This is a genomic window from Paenibacillus sp. Y301 (genome assembly GCF_059445505.1).
In genome coordinates this window covers 101,847-125,423 of record NZ_JCAIUL010000003.1, presented here as the reverse complement: position 1 = coordinate 125,423, position 23,577 = coordinate 101,847, and the positions used below count along the sequence as shown (strand labels likewise).

Here is a 23,577-nt window from a genome sequence, read left to right as displayed (position 1 = left end):
AACGTATTTCCATATAGATACTAAAGTATGGTTTTTGATATGTTTATGAAGGAAGACTTACAATAAACCTAACGTTCGTGCAAGTGCAACAGCTTCGGTGCGCCTTGCGACTTGTAGTTTGTCAAAAATATTCCGGTTATGTCCTTTAACTGTAGTCAACGTAATGAATAGTTGCTCGCTAATCTCTCGATTCGATAGTCCTTGGGCAATGAGACGCAGAACTTCTAACTCCCGCCCGCTTAGTGGCTCGATCAGGGACTTGTTAGATCGGACTAGTCGATGAACTTTATTGAGTTCACTTTTCATTTCCAGTTCTTCAGCTTCAAATGCAGCCAGCAACTTACCTAGATAGATCTTTGGCATTTTTTCATGATTAACGACTTCGGATAACAATCTATACATCAAAATACCTTCATCGACAAAGATCCGAATAAACCCGCCAGGTTCGGCCATCGTCAGAGCGTCTACTATTGTTTGCGAAGCCTTTAGCTTCTCGCCCTGTGCATGCAGAGCAATAGCCTGTATAACCATTATCTTAAGCCGTTCATCCTTTAATTCCTTTGCTTCCGCCTGTCTTCGTAATGGCTCGAGGACCGACAGGGCTGAGGACGTGTTATCCTGTGCTAGATATACCCGTGCCTGGCTGATCTGCAGATCATACTTCTGCACTAGATGAGCGGCATCCTCTAGATTTCCCAAATGAAGTAATGCAAGTACATGTGCGGCAGCAATATGGGGCATCTGATTCACGAAACTCTCCTGTCGAGCGGATTGATCAGCCTTAGCTAATATCGCGATTGCGCCGCTTATCTCTCCGCGCGCAAGCTGTAGTCTGGCGAGAATCACCTCACCCGCAACGACTCGATCTGTATGTTCAAAATGCTTCGCCAATTGTACGGTCTGTTGACCGTGCTGCATAGCTGCATCCAACTCGTTCCATTCATACAATATACGAGCTAAGCCTAGGTGCGCTTCACAAGCAATCGGCAGCGATGGATTACCAGCCAGATGTAGAACACGACGATAAGATTCTGCCGCCACATCAAGCTGGTTATCAGCTTCCTGTATGTTTCCTAGGCCGAGTGTAGCCATCATGGTGATTGTCATATGCCCCATCATCTGACTGATCGATAATGCTTCGGTATATGCCTTACTGGCCAAGGTGCGATTCCCCTGGAGCTGATAGGCATATCCCAGCGTCCATGTTGTAGCTGTCCGGACAGGTAGGTTGTCTGGATGTAAATTTTCCAGCGCACGACGCGACTCTGTCATAATGGTTTCCGTATCGTGCTTACTGACAGCGAGTGTAGCGCGTATCGAAGCAATATGCCCGATTAGATCTTGTGTCTTATCGTCTTGCTTGGTCCTTTGCAGGGCTTTTTCAGCGGCATGCAACTTGTGTTCAACGCCTGTCATTTGACCCACCATTAGTAAGGCAGAGGCATACATTATCCACAATGATGGCATTGCATCTAGTTCCCCATCAGGCAATGAATTCAACCAATTCATGACAGGGGCGATCACTCCACGAAATAACAACGGCATCCCCCCTCCCTCCATCAGTCGTGCAGCACGCTCAGTATCATTAGCGTTAGCAGCATGATGAAAAGCCTCAATCTCCAATCCATTCTCTTCATACCATTTACTCGCAAGTATATGAAATTCAGCCATTCCCCTCTCATCATCTCCTAAATTTGAGGTGATGCTCTGGATCAGACGTTTCCGTAACAAGTCAGCAAAGAGATGATGATATCGGTACCATTTTCTCTCGTTGTCCATAGGAACGATGAACAAGTTAACGTGGTCAAGATATTCCAAGATTTCTTGCCCTGAAGTGGGGGGGAAGTGTTCCCCAACTCCATTGCTAAGAACTGCATCACATAAAGGACCGCATAATCGATTGAGAATGGATGTACGCAATAAAAAATTCTGTATGTATGCGGGTTGCTGTTGCAGCACTTCTTCAACTAAATAGTCTAGAACAAAATGATGGCTTCCGCTGAAAGATTGGATGATGCTTGCAGGGTCTTCATGCCCCTGCAGGGAAAGGGCCGCTAGTTGCAGGCCAGCAATCCAGCCTTCTGTACGAGATTCAAGCAAGTCAATTTCCTCCAGTGCAAGGTTTAATCCCATGACCTGGCCCAGAAATTCTGCTGCTTCAGAAGCGGTAAACCGTAACTCTGTGGCGCGTATCTCCGTCAATTGGTCCCGGACTCGTAACCGGGCTATAGGTAGATTTGGATCTTCACGAGTAATGATGACTAGATGCATCTGTGGCGGCATCCGCTCAATTAGTAAGGCAATAGCTTGGTCAATTAGGCTGGTCTTAATCACGTGGTAATCATCAAGAACTAGTATAAATGGGTATGGAATAGCGTCAATCTCATTGAGTAGGGTTGTTAGAATCGATTCGATGGGTAGTTGCTGAGAGGATTGGAGCAAACTCAATACACCCTCACCCATATCTGTAGCAATTCTCTGCAAAGATGCGAAGAGGTATGTTAGAAAACTTGTAGGGTCGTTATCACCTTCATCGATCGATAGCCAGGCGACAGGTCGATCACAACTAGCAAGCCATTCGCTCACTAATGTCGTTTTACCAAAACCAGCGGAAGCAGAGATGACGGTCAGTCTGCGGTGTAGCCCATCGTTCAGACGCTCGAATAGTCTTCGGCGGATAACAATCTTTGGCCGAGGCGGGGGGATATATAACTTAGTGGATATAATTGGAATATTCATATATGAATTATAATGATCACAGTCCTTTATCGTCAACAAATAGAAGTCGAGATCATAACGATCAACCCTTTTTAGGCTAAAAATGAACAGCGCGTGCCGATAGATTATCAGCACGCGCAGACTTCGTAGCCATAGCTTTTTTCAACTATTGATACATCTTTTATTCCATACCATGTTCTTTACGAATTTTGTATAAACCTTGGACTAGCAACTCTGATGGGTCCCTGTTCAATTGTAAATGTGTAAACAATAGATGTAATGGGAAAGCGCACACGTTATTTCCTTCAACTATTGAAGGGAATCCAACTTCGAAGACCGGACCAATCTCCTCGTTCCAGGCAAGACCTGCATGTACTTCCTCCGGAGCGAATTCCTCACGTACTTCTTCTATACATTTGGGAACTAATACATTGTCTATGATAGCTTTGGCTTCCTCTTCGCTTGATGCCGGTGTTGGAAGAGTTTTACCTCCCTTTGTCTTCATCAATTCATAGAAGAAAGAAGCCATCCAAATAGCCGGATCATCACCTGACTGGAACTTTGCAACCAATTCACGTAGGAAGAACCCACAGGAATACACATCATTCGATTGATCTTGCACATGATACACAAACACCGGACCATAAGCATCTAGATTTAACACTTGCCCTTGGACTTCCTGAAAATGCTTTTTCAAAGATAAGGTGCCGTCAGTGTGAACAGCCTTTAGAAGCTCAATCCTTTTCTCATCCAATACAGGTTCTTGATTATTGTTTACTTCCTCATTTGTTGTCTCATTACTCATATTCATATTCACCTCACTTTCTATCATACCATTCAGTAGCTTGAACGGAAATGATAGAAATAGACAATATTCTATAAATTTGCTATCACCTGCATAGTTAATCATGAGATTCACTCATTTCACTAAAAAATAACACTCTATAAGGGAATAAGAAATCCCATATAGGACTCCTCTTCAGTTATCTCTCACAACTGATTAATCAATAGAGGAGATAAAAACAAACTAAAGAAGCGTATCAGTTAGAGCTCCATCAGCTTCTTTAGTAATTGCGTTTTCCTCGCGACACCGGCTTTCTTATAGATTCTGCCGAGGTGCTTCTTGACTGCGGCTTGGGTGACGTTCAACTTACTCGCAATTTCCCCAATAGAATCAGTAGACAATACAAGCTGAGCAACCTCCCGCTCTTTAGCTGTGAAGTTGATTAGATTGTTGGGTAGCTCTGGAGTCAGAGATATGCCAGCGCTCTGGACCCAACGGTCGAAGTATGCTCTTTGTCTCTCTCCTTGAATGTCCAGCATGAAAGTGGGTGAAGGGATATTCTCGCCGAAATCATAATGAGTAGCGCCCTCAACCTGATTGAAGCCCATCCGTTTGGTGATTTCTTGGTGATAAGGTAGCGGGCTGGAGAACATCAATGTGCCTTGTTTCAAAAGTAGAGAAATGAGAAGGCGCATTAACGCGGCGCGTGCAGCTATACTATCGTCCTTTCTCAGGTCAATGTGGTAAATGAACCTTCCTGAAGGTTGATCTGGGGGACTCTCGTACTCTTCCAACTGCCCAGGGTCTAGTGTGTTAAAATAATGTCGGGAAACGGGTTGATTCCGTAAATACGGTAAAGAATCACGATGAATAGGAATGAAGATCGCTAGTCCGATCGTTGCTCCTTGGCGGTTCTTGATCATTCTAACCGTATCCGGACCGAACGTAATCAACTTGGCAGGCTCAAGGTTACCAAATGCGATTCGATCGTGCTGTGCTGGAATGTCCATTTGATGCAATTGACCCGTTTGAGGATTGAAATAGCTTCGTTCGTAGTCAGCTTCGGCCTGCATCACGTCTTGAATATGCTGCTCAGCTTGATATAGGTTATCTTCATCAACTGTCTCATATTCGTATTCCCCGTAAGGTGTATCCTCTAAGAAGGTCGAGAGAAGGACCGAATCCTCAAGTCCAAAGATTAAATTCGCTATCGTATCCGTCATATTCAATTTTGAGGACGGAGTGATGATTTCCCTGTAATAGTAGGCAATACTACGATGTCGAAGTTGTTTGAATCGTCTGGGTGTTCGGACGCGGATTTCTTTAGATAGAGTTGTTCTTAGCAAAGCATGAATGCGATAACCACCCTTGCCCGGACGGACGAAAGAAAGCTCGATTAGCCTACGGAAATTTGCACCGGAAACCGACTCGCCAATCATCCACTCCAACAACTCTTGATTGAAGTTACTAACGAGTGAGGCCGCTTCTACCAGATCTCGAAGCGATTCGTCCGGAACCTCGCGCAGCCAACGATAAGTTAATTCTCGAAATAAGTCATCCCTCTGATCTTCATTATTCTCTGCGAATAGCTCCTTTAGCGCTAGATCGACCGTAAGCGACAAGGTTAGCGGATGTCCCATTGTGAATGCATATAGTCTACGCAATATCGCTTCGTCAACAATACCGAACCTCTCCGCATAGGTTGTACGGGCGAAGCGATCCAGCTACCTCTCAGCGCATGGCGTCCAGAAATAATAAACAGAACATTGTCGTTGGTTCGGGTGATAAAGCTTTCCCTTAGCCACCAATCTAGCTCGCTGAGTTCTTCGTAAGTATCGATCACTACAACGAGATGAATATTTCCCGCCATCTTATTTAACCCGTCCAGACATTCCTCGATCGGACGTTGCCTGTTCTTGCCTGCAGGTATCTGAAGCAACGCGATAATCTTTTCACATATTCCTTGAGGCGTATGGGTGAAGTCATTGCTATCGAGCAGTAGGAACGGAACGTGATGGAATTCGGCTAATCTACGATATTCGTCCAATAGAAAGCTTTTTCCGATGCCACCCGTTCCGTATACATTAAGGATCTTGTCATGAGGATACTCCTGTGTCAGAAAGTTGATGAACAGGTCCTTCTCTCGTTCACGGCCGACAAAAAGGCGACTTTCCATCCGCTTGATCCGATTCTCGTTCATCTCTCAACCTACCTTTCGTTTGGGGAAATGTATACCTAAGTATACTATAAATTCCATTTAGACATTGATAGTATTGGAAATATAACGAATGCTGTGACTTACAAAATCGATAATGGGAGAAGTGTGAGAATGAAAGAGTTAAAAAGAGGTATGGTGGTGTTCCTTTCAATATTATTACTCGTAAGCAGTTTGGCTCCGATAGGAAATAGAGTTCATGCCGCAACGACGAAGGGATTCATTGATACGGTGGTCGGAGTAGGTACAAAAGGATATTCAGGAGATGGCGGGCAGGCTTTAAATGCAAAGTTAAATCAACCCATGGGGATAGCGATCGATAACCTAGGAAACCTCTATCTCGCAGACTCAGCTAATAGCGTTATCAGGAGGGTTGACTTAGCGGGGAATATTAGCACCGTTGCGGGGATAGGTTCTTCTTTTGCATACTCCGGGGACGGAGGGTTAGCTACGTATGCAAAACTTAGCAGTCCTAGAGGAATAACGTTCGACAATAACGGCAATTTGTATATTGCAGATAGAGATAACCATCGGATCCGAAAGGTTGATCTAAACGGAATTATCACTACCGTAGCAGGTACGGGTACAGCCAGATATTCAGGAGATGGTGGGTTAGCCACATCTGCTTCATTAAATACCCCCGTGGCAGTCACATTCGACGGTAAGGGGAACTTATTAATCGCAGATAGAGGCAATCATTGTATCCGGGTGGTTGATCCAGTGACGGGAATAATCACTACCATAGCAGGTACGGGTAAAGCTGGATTATCGGGAGACGGAGGACTAGCTACTTCCGCACGACTACATAGTCCAATAGGAATTACCGTAGATAGCGCCGGATTTTTGTATATAGCGGACAATGGGAATGGACGTATCCGGACAATTGACCCATTGACGGGAAACATTATTACCATGATATCAAAATTAAAATCACCTAGTGAAATAGCTGTAGATAGTGCAGGGAATTTGTATTTCGAAGATTTGGATGACCATACAATCCGTAAAGTAGAGAAGGAGACAGGGAACCTCAGCATCATAGCGGGAATGGAAACCAACGGATATTCGGGGGATGGTGGCTTAGCTACGTCTGCGCTATTGGATGACCCCATGGGGTTATCCATCGACAACGTCGGTAATCTATATTTTCCGGAACGCAGGAATCATCTAATTCGGAAGGTGACATTCGCAGCAGCACCTTCAGCACCCACCCATCTAACCGCAACGGCAGGAACCGCCAAAGTGACGCTGAACTGGGACCCTGTAAACGGAGTCGATGAATATAAAATATTCAGAAGCACTGACGGAACTACCCGTTCGGAAATGGCTTCCGTAACCGGATCTGTAAATAGCTATGAGGCGGCCGGATTATCACATGGAACGACGTACTACTTTACAGTTAAGGCGTCGGCTCCCGGTGGCGATAGCGGAGTCTCCAACGAAGCGAGCGCAACGACAATTGCGCAAGCGGCAACACCTTTGCCCATTCCGTTCGGAGGTTCCGTAGCCTATGGGACCCTAGTGACGCTTAACGCAACCGATCCAGGAACGAGTATCTATTACACGATAGATGGCAGTGTGCCAAGCGTTAGCAGTACACCCTATCGTTCGCCGATTGACGTGACTAGCGATATGACGATTAAAGCCATTGCGGTGAAATCCGGTGTGGTTGATAGCGAAATCATGAGTGAAAGCTATACGATCCTAGTTCCGCAACTTAGCCCGGCTGCCGTTAATTTTGATAAGAAAACTTCCTCCCAAGGGGACGTTGCTACGAACTTAACTTGGAACGGCTATACGCTCGATAGTATATCTCTTAAAGGAACGGAACTCGTTGAAGACACCGATTACAGTGTGAATGGTAACGAGGTAACGATTAGGAAATCGTTCTTAGCCGGTCAAACGATTGGAACGAAGCCCCTCCTCTTCACATTCGTCGGAGGAAAGACGCTAACACTTATGATCGACGTCAGCGACACGACGCCTGTGCCGGGAGCCCCATTCTTGATGCCTGCCATTCCCGGGGACACGCAGGCAAGCTTAGAATGGAGCCCCGTGGACGGTTCGTCGGAGTATATTATCTATCAATCTGAAAATTCCACAACGATTGGAGCTGAAATCGCTTCAGTCAGCGGGTCGGTCTATGGCTATATGGCGAACGGATTAACAAACGGAATGACTTATTACTTTACGGTTAAGGGAACGAATTACAAAGGAGACAGTCCTCTCTCCAATACCGTGAGCGCTACACCGTTTACGGTGCCAGATTCACCAATAATCGTTACGGCAACAGCGGGCAACGGAGAGGCATCCGTCCATTTCACACCTCCTTCGTATGACGGGGGTCGTCCGATTACGAACTATGAGGCGACTGCTTGGCCTGGCGGTAAAACTGTAGCAGGGAGCTCCAGCCCGCTCAAAGTCACGGGGTTAACGAACGGTACGTCCTATTCGTTCACCGTAAAGGCGGTTAATCTCGCAGGGAGTGGCGCGGCTTCAGAGGCTTCGAGTTACGTGACACCAAGTGCACCACCAATTACACTGCCGACTGGGCCTCCGACAGTGTCACCAAGTATATCCCCAAGCGTTACGTCATCGGTTCAGACCGAATCGGCGATGCCGACGACTGGTGTGGTAGTATTCATCAACAACATCGAGGCGAAAGCTGGAACAGCAACCGTGAATAAGACGAACAGAAATGACCAGGACAATACATCTATCGTGCTGGTTCAATCCAAGCTGGAAGAGCAAATTACGGGAGCTAAACGTGGGTCGGTTATCACTATTAAAGTTGATTCCCCTTCCGATGTTACTACCGTAGAACTAAGTGGGCCAACACTTCAATACCTGGCACAACATCATGTTATTGTGGATATTCGGACCAAGGATGCTACCTATCGATTGCCTGTCGAACAGCTCGACATTCAGTCGCTGATTGGATCATCTGGAGAATCATCCAGTTTACAAGGGCTTAGAGTTCAGCTTGAAATCGCCAAACCAACAGTGGACACGATGAGGATCGTCAATAACGCTGCGGATCAAGGCGGGTTTGCCCTTATCGTTCCTCCGGTAAACTTTGCCGTGAGGGCGATCTACGACAGTACCGAGAAGGAAGTAACCAAGTTCGGCACGTATATGGAGCGAACGATCGCGCTTCCGGATGGCACAGATTCAAACCAAGTTACGACTGCAATCGTCGTAGAACCTGATGGAACGATCCGTCATGTGCCCACCACGTTTATAACGCTTGATGGCAAGGTCTACGCAAATATATACAGCCTAACGAACAGCACCTATGCCGTCGTTCGGCATTCGATCACCTTCAACGACGTAACCGCTCACTGGGCTAAGGATGCCGTGAACGACCTAGGCTCACGCATGGTTGTTAGCGGTGATGCTAATGGTCTGTTCCACCCTGAACGAAACATTACCCGTGCGGAGTTCGCCGCAATACTTGTTCGAGCCTTGGGAATGAACGAGGATAACGGCGTTACATCGCCTTTCTCGGATATGAATTCGGGGGCATGGTTCAGTGGAGCCGTTCATTCAGCACACACCTATCATCTGATCAACGGCTTTGAGGATGGGACCTTCCACCCTAAGGACAACATTACGCGGGAGCAAGCGATGATGATCATCGCGAACGCGATGAAACTGACCGGCCTGAATGAACAGCATCCTTCTTCTCAAGCGGAGAATGAACTACTCGAGTCTTTCGCGGATGAGGATAGCATAGGCGTCTGGGCAAGAAGTGGCATCGCAACTGGCATACAAGCCGGAATCATCTCTGGTCGCGCTGATAAGAAACTCGCACCGAAATCTTTCATAACGAGAGCGGAAGCCGCCGTGATTGTACAGAAGCTACTTCAGAGATCTGAGCTAATTGAATAATTATCTGGAGTAGTATTCCAAACGTATGCTACTGGATCGGCCTTGGGCACTTGGTCTTATACCCAGGGGGAATGGAAGCTAACCTCTCTCATTGGAACTATCTTTCCGCTTTTAGCTTTGGTTTATTTCTTCACCGAGAAAAGAACAATTAAGGCAGATACGAATTTAAGAACGCTAGGACAATAAGTTCATTCCCTGAGATTAGGCTAAACAACACAAAACCACGTCCTATGGGCGTGGTTGATTTTTATGAATGAATATAGCTTTTAGGGCAGTATAACCAACCACTCCGTGCTCCCTGCCGAGCTAAGCTAAGCCCAGTAATAAATCTTAATTCACTTTGTAGCAAGGTTTCACCTAGATTGTAAAGTCTTGTTCGTATGTTCCCAGGTTATAATGACTTTTCCTTGAGTATATCCTTCTTCTAAGTATTGGATAGCTTCCTTTACTTCACTCGATTTGTAATATCTGTCCATGACCGGTGTTACTTCTCCAGCTTCTAGAAACTTTTGCATCGTCATAAGATCCCCCTTGCTCTGCAATCCGACAATAACGAGGGCCCCCTGGGGCTCAGTACACGTCTGCAGTTTAAGGGCGACCGGTTTCCTACCGTATCGATGATTAGATCATAATGACTTTCACTTTGAGTAAATTCCTCTTGAGTATAATCGATGACATGATCAGCGGCGTATGATTGAACCATCTTTAACATTCCTCGTGCTACACACGCCGGTCACGTTCGCTCCTAAGGATTTGGCTATCTGCACGGCGAAGGTGCACACACCGAATACGTCATCTCCCGGTTGAAACTCCTTCACATTCTTGCCCACCGCTTCAATCCGACCCGCTACATCTGTTCCTATAGCACTGCTCTTTGGTCTGCGCAGCCCTAACTGCGTACGTATGATATAGGGCTTGCCTCTCATGAAATGCCAGTCTAATGGGTTTACGGATACCGCATGAACTTTGACCAATACTTCATTGTCCTTGGGAATAGGTTTTGCTACTTACTCAATATGCAAGTAGTATATCTACTGCACGGTTTTGAATTACAACTACTAAAGTATTGTTTTTGCACAGTGTTATCGTATTAGGGCGGACATCCATTCATCATTTTGAGAATAGGAGGACATATTGATTAAGTTGACATAACAAAAAAACGGCACATCTGCCGTTTCTGATTTAAAATATATGGAGCCTAGGGGGATCGAACCCCTGACCTCATCGCTGCCAGCGATGCGCTCTCCCAGCTGAGCTAAGGCCCCGTATGACTAACAACATTCACTAATTTATCAAATAATGAATGTCGTGTCAATGGTTATTTCCTATTCCCTAGATGTACTCTTGGAGAGGAGATTCTTCAATTCCTTCATAAACATATTAATGTCCTTGAACTGGCGATATACCGAAGCAAACCTTACGTACGCTACTTCGTCAACCCGATATAATTCTTCCATCACTATCTCACCAATCTGCTGACTGTCTACTTCTGTTATAGCCGTATCCCTTAGAGCTTTTTCAACCTCTGAGACGATCATATCGAATTGTTCCACAGACACAGGACGTTTCTCGCATGCTCTAATCAATCCACGCATGACCTTATCACGACTGAATTCTTCACGATTACCATTCTTCTTAATCACAATCAAAGGTGCTTCCTCTACCATTTCAAACGTTGTGAATCTCCGGCTACATTGTTCACATTCACGCCTGCGGCGTATCGATTTATTCTCATTAGCTGGGCGTGAATCCAGTACCTTAGTTCCCGCATAGCTACAATATGGGCATTTCATTATGTTAGCACTTCCCTTTTCACATGAGATTTCTTGAGTAAAATTATCTCCATAAAAATTTCCATATAAATTTAGTTATGAAGATTGCTATTATGACACATAATACTTTTACCAACAGACAGGAGGTGAACGACAATGGCAAACAACAACAGTTCAAATAACTTAGTTGTAACTAAAGCAATAGGTGCCCTAGAACAAATGAAATATGAAATCGCTCAGGAACTTGGAATCAGCATTCCTCAAGATGGATACCAAGGTAACATGACTTCTTACGAGAACGGTTCAATCGGGGGATATATCACTAAACGATTGGTTACTCTTGCAGAACAGCAATTAGCTGGTCAGTTCAGCTAAATTGATTGAATAATGGAGTGTTGGACCGGCGAGAGCTGGACCAGCACTCTTTTTATTCATGACCTTAGAATTCATCGTAAATATCTGTGTACTGATTGTAATAATACACAACGCGCTGAACATAATGTCTAGTTTCGCCGAAAGGAATACTTTTTACCGTGTCATATTGCCCGTCCCAGACCTCTTTGTCGATCCAACTCTTCACTTTGCCAGGTCCAGCATTATAAGCAGCTATCGCAGCGATGTTATTCCCATCGAACTGTTCTAATAACCAAGATACATACCACGTTCCAATACCAATATTCTCATTTGTCTCATGCTTGATATGATACATCGTCACTTCAGGTATTTTCGCCTTCTCCATTGCCCATTTAGCGGTATCCGGCATTAATTGCATAATCCCCAGCGCACCTTTTTTCGATTCCTTACCCGGCTTGAAATTAGTCTCTACTCGGATAATTGAGGCAATAAGAAAAGGATCGACATCGTATTCCTCTGCTTGTGATTGAATCTCTTCTTTGTAATGAATAGGATAAAACCATGACATCCAATTACTATTGAAAAATAACACCACTACGAATGTTAAAAACAGAAGTAAGAGCACTCTTTTCTTACGAAAAAATGTCATAACGACCTCAACTGCAGCCAATATTTATCCAACTGTTGTTCGGTTACAGCCAATGTCTGACTGTTATCAATAACTTGATCTGCTAAAGATCTCTTTACCTCGATATCCATCTGTGACTGAAGCCTCGCCTCTGCTTGTCCATCCGATAATAAATCTCTACTCATCAGACGTTCCTTCTGTATATGACGTGGTGCATAGACTACCCATACTTGTTCGAATATGGATTCAAGTCCTGACTCATACAATAGTGGAATATCTGCCACCACAAGACGTTCAGGATAAGTTGTCTCAAGCTCCAACATTTGTTTTCTAATCTCTTTGCGAATTTCTGGGTGACTGATACTATTTAAAGTTTCAAGGGCTTTTTTATCGCCAAAAACAATACTGCCAAGCTTCTTACGGTCTAACGTACCGTCCTCATGCAATATACCTTGTCCAAAAGACGTAGTAACGGCAGCAAGAACAGGGTTGCCTGGGAGCATAACATCCCGAGCAATAGCATCCGCATCAACAAGCAAAGCTCCCTTCTTGACTAGAAGGGAGGATACTGTACTCTTACCTGTTGCGATACCCCCGGTTAATCCTATATTCATGATTTCACCTCATAACAGCTTCATTATTCCCATTATTATTAACATTAACGCGGGTAGTGCCGTCATATGTCGCGTCCATGATTTTGTAGCAAAACGAAATCCTGCATTCATACCCATAACCAGAAAACTTCCGCTAAATAAAGCGATTACTAATGAAGTTGATAATGGTGAGAACCCCAACAGAGCGGCCCCTAGACCAGCACCAAATGCATCTAAAGATAATGCAATACCTAACCACATAGCCTCATACCCAGAGATGCTTCCCGATTTATCCACATCAGCCGACGAAGGGGTACGCAATATTTGAATAACAAGACCAAACTTACGAATCTCTAAAGAGAATACTTGTCGTTCCATCGGAGGATGGGGTGACTTTTCTATTTTTTTTGCTTTAACAGGTTCCAGTACTTGATCCTTTTCTTTCTGAACAAGCATTTGAATCAATGACCACATTCCCATAACGATCAGAATAATAGCACCAACTACTGAAGCAATAACAGGAGATACAAAATGCGCAAGCAGCACCCCCACCTGCATTGAAATCCCAATGACAACACCCGAAAGTGCTGAAATAATCGCAATGGATAGTAAAGGGATTTTCACTTGCCTTAACCCATATGTAATCCCTACTCCAAAACTATCCAAACTCACAGCAAAAGCCAGCAACGTCAGTGCAAGAATGTGACTGAGCACCCTGTTCCCTCCTATCTGACAGCGGAAATGATCAAGAGTCTAATCAGAAACGATCCGCTTACAGTCGATACGTTCTCCTTATTATATGGAGGGAAAATCAAGGGGTGCACATTCTTTATTCGTTTACGTTATTCATGGGTTGGCATCTTGGACAGTAATGAGTTCCTCTTCCGCCCACAACTGTTTTCTCAACCATCGTACCGCAGTTTAAACAAGGCTTGTTCTGACGGCCATACACAAGAAGCTGTTGTTGGAACATTCCCATTTCACCTTGTCCATTTACATAAGACTTGATAGATGACCCACCTGCTTCAATGGATTCTAACAAAATACTCACAATGGACTTGTGTAACCGTTCAAGTTGTTCATCTTGCAATGAATCTACTGGGGTCTCGGGGTGAATTCCTGCTTTAAATAATGATTCATCCACATAAATATTCCCGATTCCCACGACATATGCCTGATTTAGTAAGACAGGCTTAATCTTTGTTTTCTTACCCATTAGAGTCTTCTTGAATTGTTCGAGCGTAAAAGCCTCATCTAATGGTTCTAAACCTAGCTTGGACAACGGTAGTGACACCATTTCCTCACCTGTAGCAAAAAGATGCATCGTACCAAATTGACGCACATCCTTATAGCGTAATTCCGTACCATCCGTGAAATGAAACACGACATGCGTGTGTTTCTCCATCGGTTCTTCACTCGAATAAAGCCCATATCTGCCTTCCATACGCAAATGAGATACGATGACAAGCCCATCTAATAGAATACGTAGAAATTTACCTCTACGTTCTACACCTAGAATGGTATGCCCTTTAAGCAAAAATGCAAATTCCTCTATATCATCAGGGCGCTGTATAATTCGCGCCAAATGGACACTTACATGATCAATGGTTTTATCTTTTACCAATACGTTTAAGGTTCTTCTTATGGTTTCTACTTCCGGTAGTTCCGGCATGATGTACTCACCTCTATCCCATTATAACGGAATTCCATGACCTTGGGGTACTATTTCGCTTCGTACCAATTGCTACCATAACTAACTTCGGCTTTCAATGGGACAATAAGTGGTAGCGCTTTTCCCATAATTTCCGGTACTAGTACCTTCATAATCTCAAGTTCATCTTCTGGGACCTCAAATACCAATTCATCATGAACCTGAAGCAACATTCTACTCTTCAACTTCTTATCTGAAAGTGCTTGATCCATATGGATCATCGCCAACTTAATGATATCTGCAGCCGTACCTTGAATCGGAGTATTCATAGCAGTCCGTTCAGCGAATGATCGAAGATTGAAGTTACTAGCGTTAATCTCAGGAAGGTATCGTCTTCTCTCCAAAAGAGTCGTGACATATCCGTTCTCTTTCGCTTCTTTGACGATATCCACCATATATTGTTGTACACCTTTGAACACGTCGAAGTATTGCTCTATAAATTTCGCAGCTTCTTTCCGTGTAATGTTGAGGTTCTGAGATAGTCCATAATCGCTGATTCCATACACAATACCGAAGTTTACAGCTTTAGCTGCACGACGCATATTCGAATCAACATCATCAGCACTTACACCGAATACATCCATGGCTGTCTTCGTATGAATATCCATATCGTGTGTGAACGCATCTATCAATCCCTGATCTTTGGAGATGTGCGCCAGAACACGTAACTCGACTTGAGAATAATCGGCTGCTAAGATCGTCCAACCCGGCTCTGAAGGAACGAATACTTTACGGATCTTGCGTCCCTCTTCAAGTCGAATAGGGATATTCTGAAGATTCGGGAATTGACTACTCAAGCGACCTGTCGCAGCAATCGTCTGACGATAATACGTATGAACCTTGCCCGTCTTCGGTGATATTTCCTTCAGTAGACCTTCAACATACGTCGATTGAATTTTCGCAATTGTACGATATTGCAGAATAAGCTGGACAATATCATGATATGGAGCCAATTTCTCAAGAACTTCAGCATCTGTAGAAAATCCTGTTTTTGTCTTTTTAACTACAGGTAGTCCTAGCTTCACAAATAGAATTTCCCCTAACTGTTTAGGAGAATTCAGATTGAATTTCGTATCTGCAATACGGTAAATTTCTTCTTCAAGACGATGAATTTGTTCTTCGAATTCCTTACCAAGCTCTTGTAAGTCGCTCGTGTGCACTTCAATCCCCTGCTTCTCCATATCCGCCAATATCCGGGAAAGAGGCATCTCAAGGTCATGGAACAGCGATTTCATTTTCTTCTCTTCTAATTCCGCTTCTTGTATCGGAATAATGCTAAGAACGGTAGCTGCTTTCCTTGCCAAGTGGTTACTGAGTATATCTACTTCAGGCACCTTGTATTTCGCACCTTTGCCAAAGACATCTTCTTCTATCACGATTGAATCTAAACCATATTTAGAAGCTAAGGCACTTACCGTTTGACTAGATTCTGTTGGATCGAGCAGGTATGCTGCAAGCTGCACATCAAAAGAAACTCCAGCAAAAGGAACCCCATGCCAATGCAATGCGAGATCCATCCGGTGTAAGTCGTATCCACGCTTCGGAATAGTAGGATCTTGTAACCAACTCCGAATGGGTGCTGCTTGTTCTGTGTTCAGCAGTTCAAAAGGGATATAGTCATGCCGTTCTTCCGATGAGAACACTACCCCAATAATCTCTGCTCGATGTGGGTTCTCGCCATAAGTCTCTACATGTAAGACTTTGACATCCGTCAAATGTCCAATAAACTCGTCCATATTGTCCTTATCAATCACCGTCACATCGACATTTAGCTCAGGTTTAGCTTCTTGGCCAGCCACTAATCCCCCTTCACCTGAGAAAGATAACCGTTCAAGAAGTGATTTGAACTCGAGTTTAGCTAGCGCGGGTCCTGCTGTTTCCTGAACTAGACCATGGAATATCATTTCATCCAATGATTTATCTAATTGAACTTCACGATAGATCGTCGCTAATTTCTTACTCATGATCGCATCGTCTGCATGCGTCTCAATCTTTTCTTTCATCTTGCCTTTTAACTCATGCGTATTCGCTAATACCTCTTCTACAGAGCCATATTGATGCAAAAGTTTAAGAGCTGTCTTCTCACCTACTCCTGGAATGCCAGGAATATTATCAGAAGTATCGCCCATTAGTCCTTTTAGATCAATAATCTGGTGAGGTTCTAAGCCGTATCTTTCTTGAATCTGCTCAGGTGCATACACTTCGATCTCGGTTACACCTTTACGTGTCAATCCAATCTGAACATGCTCGGAAGCCAATTGGAACATATCCTTATCTCCTGATACGACCAACACTTGACGCCCTGCTTGATCTGCTTCTTTAGCAATCGTTCCAATAATATCATCAGCTTCATATCCACTTAGCTCATATTGGGCAATTCCCAATCCTTGTAATAACTCCTTTAGCAAAGGAAATTGTTCAGATAGCTCACGAGGTGTCTTTTCTCGCCCGCCCTTATATTCCTGATAACCTTCATGTCTGAATGTGATCTTACCCGCATCAAAAGCAACCATCATATGCGTTGGTTTATGATCCTCAATCAATCTCAGAAGCATTGTCGTAAATCCATAAACTGCATTTGTGTGAAGACCTTTTGTATTAGTAAGTGGTGGCATTGCAAAAAACGCTCGGTAAATAATACTATTGCCATCAATTAGAATTAACTTATCCATAAAACACCTTCCTTTTTACAGCATTCTCTTTTCATGATAACATATGACCCCTTCAAATGAGAAAAATGTACTCGAATATACAAAAAAAGCACCAACCATGGTCGGTGCTTAAATATAAACCATTCCAATTATTGATTCAGATCGGGACGTTTGCCTGTAACAAGGTAGACAACACTTTCTCCAATATTTGTCGCATGGTCTGCAATACGCTCAATATAACGTCCAACTAATGTAAGTAACATGACTTGCGAGGATGACTCAGGATTTGATGATAGATAGGAATATAGCTCAGTAATCATTTGTCCGTATAAATGATCGACTTCATCGTCATCCTGTGCCATTTTGTAGGCAAGATCCGTATTCTCATCAAGATATGCTGTGATAGCCTCCGTGATCATGACCTTAACGATTGCTGCCATATTAGGAATGTCAACAAGTGGCTTAATCAACTGTTGTCCTTGAAGACGCATGGTGACTTTGGCCACATCAAGAGCGAGATCGCCCATTCTCTCCAAATCACTAGAGATTTTGAATGCAACAATGATCCGTCTTAAATCCTTGGCAACAGGCTGTTGTGTCACAATGAGCCGTGATCCTATATCCATAATCTGATCTTCCATTGCATTGAGCAGTATATCATCTTTCACGATCTGTTGAGCTTTAACCGTATCCAACGTATGCAGTGCCGTTATCGCACCTTCTAATGCTTCGATAACATGCTCTCCCATACGTAGCAATAGTGACCGCAACTCATCCAAGTCTTGATCTAACCCGATTCTTCGAATCATATGTTCTGTCATCCTCCTATCAATGGTCTTATTTTAGTATCAATCCAATATATCGGTGTTTATCCGATTTATCCGAATCTGCCTGATATATAATCTTCTGTACGTGAATCCTGTGGGTTGGTAAATAATTGATCTGTTTCATCAGCTTCAACGACTTCTCCATTAAGGAAGAATACAGTTCTTCCCGATACACGTGCAGCTTGGTGCATATTATGTGTAACCATTACAATCGTGTAGGTATCTTTTAATTCCTGTACCAACTCTTCAATTTTGAGCGTAGAGATTGGATCCAGTGCAGAAGTTGCTTCATCCATTAACAGAATATCAGGTTGTACTGCTAGTGCGCGTGCAATACACAAACGTTGTTGTTGTCCACCTGATAGACTAAGTGCAGACCGTTTCAAGTAATCCTTTACTTCTTCCCAGAGCGAAGCCTGACGCAGACTCTGTTCTACAAGTTTATCTAATTCTGCTTTATGATTTATTCCATGTAAGCGAGGACCATAAGCAACGTTATCATATATTGATTTGGGAAAAGGGTTCGGTTGCTGAAACACCATACCAACCTGTTTACGAAGTACTTCAACATGCACATCTTCTTCATATATTTCTTTGCCATTAATTTGGATTGAACCAACAATCTTTGTTCCAGGGATCATATCATTCATTCGATTCAATGTACGTAATAGTGTAGATTTACCACAGCCTGACGGACCTATAAAAGATGTAATTGTTTTTTCAGGTATCGTGAGGTCTACATCCTTGAGCGCATGGTAATTTCCATAAAATAGATTCAGTTTCTTAATATGGATAATATCTTCCATTTAATGATCAGGTCTCCTTATCTTTACGTGGTGTTCTTACTAATATTACTATCGTTATGTAAATGCAGTATCCTAAGATTGTAAACGCTATGTAAAATCTATATACGAATCACTCCTGTAAATATGTGACGATTTGTCAAACCAAGACCTGTCGCTTAGCTTGACGAATCGTCAAATAGCTAAAGGAAATACTCATCTAATTACATGGATTGATGAGCATTTCTTTTTTTATTAACCACTAATTTATATCCCACACCTCGAATAGAATCGATATGTACAGAATCGGGATCAAGCTCGAGCTTTTTGCGGAGTGAGCTGACATGTACGTCCACTGTTCTCTGTCCCCCGATATAGTCAAATCCCCATACCTCATTCATTAAGTCATCCCTTGTAAGAACTACCCCAGGTTTACGGGCTAGGTACAGTAAGACTTCGAATTCTTTAGGACGTAAGTTAATGCTCTGGCCACCTAATGTGACTTCATATTTATCAGGGAATATTTCCAATTGACCTAATGAGAGCATAGACGCTGAAGTCTGTGTTGTAATCCTCACTTCTTCTGATTTGCCAGACACACGTCTCATGACAGCACTCACTCTTGCAAGGAGTTCTGAGACACCAAAAGGCTTCGTAATATAGTCATCCGCTCCTGATTTAAGCCCTTGAACGACTTCTTCTTCCCCTGTTCTTGCTGTCAAAATAATAATAGGTGTCACAATACCTTGTGTACGTAATTTATTCAAAATATCAATTCCATTCATACCTGGTAACATCAGATCTAATAGAATTAAATCAAAGGATTCCCGAACAGCTCTTTCATAACCTGAAGTCCCGTGATCCTCCATCGTTACATCATAGCCTTCTTGCGACAAATTATAAGATAATAGTCTGGCCAATGTCGGCTCATCTTCAATAACCAACAATCGTTGCGACATATGGAACCTCCATTCTTTTATCATCTCGAAATAGAGATGCTAGTTCAACATGATTCATCATACCACCATAATGTTAAGGGAGTGTAAACTCGAAACAATCTAATCCATTTATTTCGTAAGAAGAGAGCTATCGATCATCATCTTGTAAAAAAGGTAATTCCACGATAAAGGAACTCCCAATATTAAGCTCACTCTCCACGGATAAACGCCCCTTATGCATATCAACTAAATGCTTAACAATGGATAGTCCCAGACCTGTTCCACCTGAACCCCGTGAACGAGCCTTGTCCACGCGATAGAAACGTTCAAATATTCGTGGCAAATCTTTTTTGGGAATACCTAACCCAGTGTCCATTACTGTAAATTGAACACGATCTTCATCGTTATCCTGCTCTATGTGACAAACAGTCAGCTTGACTCGCCCTCCTTCCTGCGTGTAATTAATTGCATTGGAGAGAAGATTAATAAAAATCTGCCGTAGTTTATCTTCATCTGCTTCAATAAATAATTCGTCAGGAATATCTCTTTCCAAGCTAATTCCCTTTTTATCTGCCATCGTATTCATCGTTTCTATTACCGACGCAAAGAACGAGGATAAATGAACAGGAGAATAATCCATTGGGATACGTTTAGATTCAATCTTAGACAAATCCAGAATGTCACTAATGAGTCTATTCAAGCGTTCGCTCTCATCATATATGATTTGTAGAAATGACCGCACAGTCTTCTTATCAGTCACACCCCCGCCAAGTAGTGTTTCTGCAAATCCTTTAACTGCAGCAATGGGTGTCTTTAACTCATGAGATACATTTGCAACAAATTCACTTCTCATATTCTCCAACCTACGAATCGCTGATATATCCTGAAGTAAGAACAATATTCCCTTGTAGGAACCCTCTTCATCTAACATGGGAACACCATCAATCCGCATCATTCTTTCCTCAGGATAATATAAACTGCGTTCCTCGTGGATTGGAATCCGGAGAGATATCCCTTCTTTAAAGACCTTCGACAATTCGTAATGTTGCTTCATTTCTGTAAATGATCTACCTAAGACATGATCACTCTTCATTTTTAGCATCTCTTCAGCAGCTGGATTAATGACGGCTATATTATCATTCACATCAATCATCAGTATGCCACTGGTCATATTGTCCAATACACTCTGTATTAAATCCTCATTATCCCGAATTCTCTTCACTTGATTCTGCAAACTATCTGCCATTGCATTAATGGCATATCCCAACTGCCCGACTTCATCATGACGCTCTAATTGTACTCGAGCGTCATAATCAATTTGCGAAATTCTCCTAGCTACCTTTATTATCTTCTCTAAGGGTAAAGTTAAACTCGTAGCCATTCGGATACTGATCAGTGCTGCAACAACAAATAGAATGAGTAGCCACACTGCCATAAGTGTCCAAGCATGCTGAAGCCCTTTATCAATAGATTCAAGACTAACGGATAACCGGATATATCCATCAAATGTATTGCCCACTTTGACCGGTGTAGCAACATATAGCATATTTCGTCCAAGGGAACTACTGTATCTTATAACATGTCCAACGCCCTCTTTTGCCGCCGCTGCAATCTCTTCTCGATTGATGTGGTTATCCATCAGCAGTGGATCTCTCTCTGAATCTCCAATGACAGTCCCGTCGCGCTCAATAAAAGTGACACGAGAGTCAATTAACTTTCCGATTTCTTGGGCTTCTTTTGTATAATACTGATTAACTTCCTTATTCTCCGTTAAGGGAAAATCAAGAGTTTTACTTAATAGTTTTATTTCCCGGGTCATATTCTCCTCAAGCACAATAATGTGAGAATTCTTAAATACTTTAGCCATAGTCAGTCCAGCGCCGACCATCGTCAATCCAATCATGATCATTAAAATAAGGGTTAATCTAGTACGATATGACTTCATATTTCTAATTCTCCCATGAGTTTAATATATTATGTATTTAGCTAGTCGAATAACCACCACGAGTATAACAGAAGTAATCCATCTAATCTATCTATGTAGAATTACAAAAGAATAAAAGACCCATACCTCAATTTAAATATCAGGTACGGGTCTTACTGTTCGTTATTAACCGTTCACAATTTCTCCGCCATTAACATGGATAACTTGTCCACTAACATATGATGAATCATCCGATGCAAGGTAGACATAGGCTGGGGACAGTTCTTCCGGCTGACCGGGACGCTTCATTGGTTGTGTCCCCCCGAACTCACTTACTTTCTTTGCATCAAAAGTGGATGGTATAAGTGGCGTCCAGATTGGCCCTGGCGCTACTGCATTCACTCGGATTCCCTTTTCGATGACATTCATTGACAGTGAACGTGTAAAGCTTACAATGGCTCCTTTTGTCGAAGAGTAATCAATGAGGGTAGCATTACCTTTGTATGCCGTAATGGAAGCCGTATTAATGATTTTACTACCACTCTTCAGATGCGGCATAACTGCTTTGGTCATATAAAACATACTGAATATATTCGTTCGAAACGTACGCTCCAATTGTTCACTCGTAATATCTTCAATTTTCTGTTGGGGATGCTGTTCAGCCGCGTTATTCACAAGAATGTCCACTTTCCCGAACTGATCAATCGTTTGCTTCACCGACGTTTTGCAGAATTCTTCATCTCCAATATCTCCGGGAACTAATAGGCATTTACGCCCTTCTTGTTCTATTTGTCGTTGGGTTTCCTTTGCATCATCATGTTCATTCAAATAGAAAATAGCCAAATCTGCTCCTTCTTTAGCAAAAGCAACAGCTGTCGCTCTTCCAATCCCACTATCTCCGCCGGTGATGATCGCAACTTTGTCTTGTAATTTCCCTGCAGCCTTGTACGTTGGTGACTCAAATACAGGTAGCGGATTCATCTTACTTTCGACACCTGGCTGTTGATCCTGATGTTGTGGTGGTAAGGTTTTGTTAGGTTGTTGGTTTGACATATGATTCATTCTCCCTTCTAAACTATCTTATTAGGATGGCATAAATCGTTATTAACTATTCTTTTTTGCCAATTTATTACCACAATATCTAACGTAATAATCAGTAAATATATATTAACTTCATTTTCGTATTCAATGCTAGATAAAGAACGAAAAAGACAGCAGCACAAGGAATCCTCGTAACTGCTGTCTTTTATAATCATTTCGTTATGACCAAGTAAATCTCCAATGTACATCCATTGAATCTACTTCAGTCTTACTCTCTTATAAAGCACTAAATGATGTCCGTATATACCATGAAGAATACCATTACTAGCAAACAAACCGCCAATAGTGCACTCATTGTACGTAACTTTCCAAGATGTGCTGAAATATCTTTCTTTTCCTTGATGTTGGCAATTGCAAGCTTCAAAGGTTTGCTCATCATTCCACTAATTGCGAATAAAGCGACTAATAGTACAACAACTACTGTCATCCATACTGCTGAATAGTCACCCTTAGTCATAAGATATCCGCCTGTTAGAAACTGAACTAACAAACCGATTTGAGCAAACACATTGAAACTACGAATAGATGCAGCGCTTCCTTCTTGTGCAGGCAAGGATAACGATGACATTTTACTAACGATAAACGGCAATAACAGGTAGAACCCCACGGATAATGCTCCTAAAATATGTACAAAACTCATAATCATCCACATTGAAAATATCCTCCTAAAAACTATTTTTTTGTGATAAAT

Annotated in this window: 21 protein-coding genes and 1 tRNA gene; 2 read left to right on the top strand and 20 right to left on the bottom strand. The window is 42.8% G+C overall.

What is annotated here, in order from left to right; genetic code table 11:
- Positions 1 to 57 precede the first annotated feature (57 nt).
- From AC1D69_RS06980 to AC1D69_RS06965, 4 genes are all read right to left on the bottom strand, one after another.
- Entirely contained in the window at positions 58 to 2,739 is a 2,682-nt protein-coding gene (locus AC1D69_RS06980; protein WP_495455421.1) for a winged helix-turn-helix domain-containing protein, read from the bottom strand.
- 160 nt (positions 2,740 to 2,899) lie between these two features.
- Positions 2,900 to 3,628 carry a hypothetical protein gene (locus AC1D69_RS06975; protein ID WP_495455420.1) on the bottom strand — a complete coding sequence of 243 codons (729 nt, stop codon included), beginning with the start codon at positions 3,626 to 3,628 and terminating at the stop codon, positions 2,900 to 2,902.
- Between the two features lie 134 nt (positions 3,629 to 3,762).
- The gene (locus AC1D69_RS06970) at positions 3,763 to 5,166 is read right to left on the bottom strand and encodes a helix-turn-helix transcriptional regulator (RefSeq protein WP_495455419.1); all 1,404 of its coding nucleotides are present in this window, start codon (positions 5,164 to 5,166) and stop codon (positions 3,763 to 3,765) included.
- Positions 5,127 to 5,702, bottom strand: coding sequence for an ATP-binding protein (locus tag AC1D69_RS06965; protein ID WP_495455418.1), 576 nt, complete (start codon positions 5,700 to 5,702; stop codon positions 5,127 to 5,129). Before AC1D69_RS06965 ends, AC1D69_RS06970 begins: the two co-directional genes overlap by 40 nt.
- A 129-nt stretch (positions 5,703 to 5,831) precedes the next feature.
- Between AC1D69_RS06965 and AC1D69_RS06960 the strand changes: the two genes are divergently transcribed.
- Positions 5,832 to 9,605: an NHL domain-containing protein gene (locus AC1D69_RS06960; protein WP_495455417.1), complete on the top strand. Its 3,774-nt coding sequence runs from the start codon at positions 5,832 to 5,834 to the stop codon at positions 9,603 to 9,605.
- Positions 9,606 to 9,958: 353 nt separating this feature from the next.
- On the opposite strand, the gene AC1D69_RS06955 is transcribed toward AC1D69_RS06960, so the two are convergent.
- The 5 genes from AC1D69_RS06955 to nrdR form a co-directional block, all read right to left on the bottom strand.
- Entirely contained in the window at positions 9,959 to 10,126 is a 168-nt protein-coding gene (locus tag AC1D69_RS06955) for a zinc-binding dehydrogenase (RefSeq protein ID WP_495455416.1), read from the bottom strand.
- Positions 10,123 to 10,308 carry a zinc-binding dehydrogenase gene (locus tag AC1D69_RS06950; protein ID WP_495455415.1) on the bottom strand — a complete coding sequence of 62 codons (186 nt, stop codon included), beginning with the start codon at positions 10,306 to 10,308 and terminating at the stop codon, positions 10,123 to 10,125. Before AC1D69_RS06950 ends, AC1D69_RS06955 begins: the two co-directional genes overlap by 4 nt.
- On the bottom strand, positions 10,286 to 10,579 hold the full coding sequence (locus AC1D69_RS06945) for an alcohol dehydrogenase catalytic domain-containing protein (RefSeq protein ID WP_495455414.1): 294 nt from the start codon (positions 10,577 to 10,579) through the stop codon (positions 10,286 to 10,288). The genes AC1D69_RS06950 and AC1D69_RS06945 overlap by 23 nt, the downstream gene beginning before the upstream one ends.
- Before the next feature lie 218 nt (positions 10,580 to 10,797).
- Positions 10,798 to 10,870 (bottom strand) — tRNA-Ala (locus AC1D69_RS06940).
- 60 nt (positions 10,871 to 10,930) lie between these two features.
- Positions 10,931 to 11,398, bottom strand: coding sequence for a transcriptional regulator NrdR (gene nrdR, locus AC1D69_RS06935; protein WP_495455413.1), 468 nt, complete (start codon positions 11,396 to 11,398; stop codon positions 10,931 to 10,933).
- A gap of 135 nt (positions 11,399 to 11,533) precedes the next feature.
- Here nrdR and AC1D69_RS06930 point away from each other — a divergent pair, with 135 nt between their 5' ends.
- Complete coding sequence (locus tag AC1D69_RS06930) at positions 11,534 to 11,752, top strand: alpha/beta-type small acid-soluble spore protein (protein WP_495455412.1); 219 nt, start codon at positions 11,534 to 11,536, stop codon at positions 11,750 to 11,752.
- Positions 11,753 to 11,816: 64 nt separating this feature from the next.
- Here the strand turns inward: AC1D69_RS06930 and AC1D69_RS06925 are convergent, their stop codons facing one another.
- The 11 genes from AC1D69_RS06925 to AC1D69_RS06875 form a co-directional block, all read right to left on the bottom strand.
- Positions 11,817 to 12,380: a lytic transglycosylase domain-containing protein gene (locus tag AC1D69_RS06925; RefSeq protein ID WP_495455411.1), complete on the bottom strand. Its 564-nt coding sequence runs from the start codon at positions 12,378 to 12,380 to the stop codon at positions 11,817 to 11,819.
- Entirely contained in the window at positions 12,377 to 12,973 is a 597-nt protein-coding gene (coaE, locus tag AC1D69_RS06920; protein ID WP_495455410.1) for a dephospho-CoA kinase, read from the bottom strand. Before coaE ends, AC1D69_RS06925 begins: the two co-directional genes overlap by 4 nt.
- Before the next feature lie 9 nt (positions 12,974 to 12,982).
- Positions 12,983 to 13,666, bottom strand: coding sequence for a sporulation membrane protein YtaF (ytaF, locus tag AC1D69_RS06915; protein ID WP_495455409.1), 684 nt, complete (start codon positions 13,664 to 13,666; stop codon positions 12,983 to 12,985).
- 115 nt (positions 13,667 to 13,781) lie between these two features.
- Positions 13,782 to 14,624, bottom strand: a complete 843-nt coding sequence (gene mutM / locus AC1D69_RS06910; RefSeq protein ID WP_495455408.1) for a DNA-formamidopyrimidine glycosylase — start codon at positions 14,622 to 14,624, stop codon at positions 13,782 to 13,784.
- A 50-nt stretch (positions 14,625 to 14,674) separates the two neighbouring features.
- Complete coding sequence (gene polA / locus AC1D69_RS06905) at positions 14,675 to 17,335, bottom strand: DNA polymerase I (protein ID WP_495455407.1); 2,661 nt, start codon at positions 17,333 to 17,335, stop codon at positions 14,675 to 14,677.
- A gap of 128 nt (positions 17,336 to 17,463) precedes the next feature.
- Positions 17,464 to 18,123, bottom strand: a complete 660-nt coding sequence (gene phoU / locus AC1D69_RS06900; protein WP_495455406.1) for a phosphate signaling complex protein PhoU — start codon at positions 18,121 to 18,123, stop codon at positions 17,464 to 17,466.
- Positions 18,124 to 18,191: 68 nt separating this feature from the next.
- The gene (gene pstB / locus AC1D69_RS06895) at positions 18,192 to 18,947 is read right to left on the bottom strand and encodes a phosphate ABC transporter ATP-binding protein PstB (RefSeq protein WP_495455405.1); all 756 of its coding nucleotides are present in this window, start codon (positions 18,945 to 18,947) and stop codon (positions 18,192 to 18,194) included.
- A gap of 200 nt (positions 18,948 to 19,147) precedes the next feature.
- The gene (locus AC1D69_RS06890; RefSeq protein WP_495455404.1) at positions 19,148 to 19,882 is read right to left on the bottom strand and encodes a response regulator transcription factor; all 735 of its coding nucleotides are present in this window, start codon (positions 19,880 to 19,882) and stop codon (positions 19,148 to 19,150) included.
- Between the two features lie 127 nt (positions 19,883 to 20,009).
- Complete coding sequence (gene pnpS, locus AC1D69_RS06885; protein ID WP_495455403.1) at positions 20,010 to 21,806, bottom strand: two-component system histidine kinase PnpS; 1,797 nt, start codon at positions 21,804 to 21,806, stop codon at positions 20,010 to 20,012.
- 165 nt (positions 21,807 to 21,971) lie between these two features.
- Positions 21,972 to 22,838: an SDR family oxidoreductase gene (locus AC1D69_RS06880; protein ID WP_495455402.1), complete on the bottom strand. Its 867-nt coding sequence runs from the start codon at positions 22,836 to 22,838 to the stop codon at positions 21,972 to 21,974.
- Between the two features lie 274 nt (positions 22,839 to 23,112).
- On the bottom strand, positions 23,113 to 23,538 hold the full coding sequence (locus AC1D69_RS06875) for a hypothetical protein (protein ID WP_495455401.1): 426 nt from the start codon (positions 23,536 to 23,538) through the stop codon (positions 23,113 to 23,115).
- Between the last annotated feature and the right edge of the window lie 39 nt (positions 23,539 to 23,577).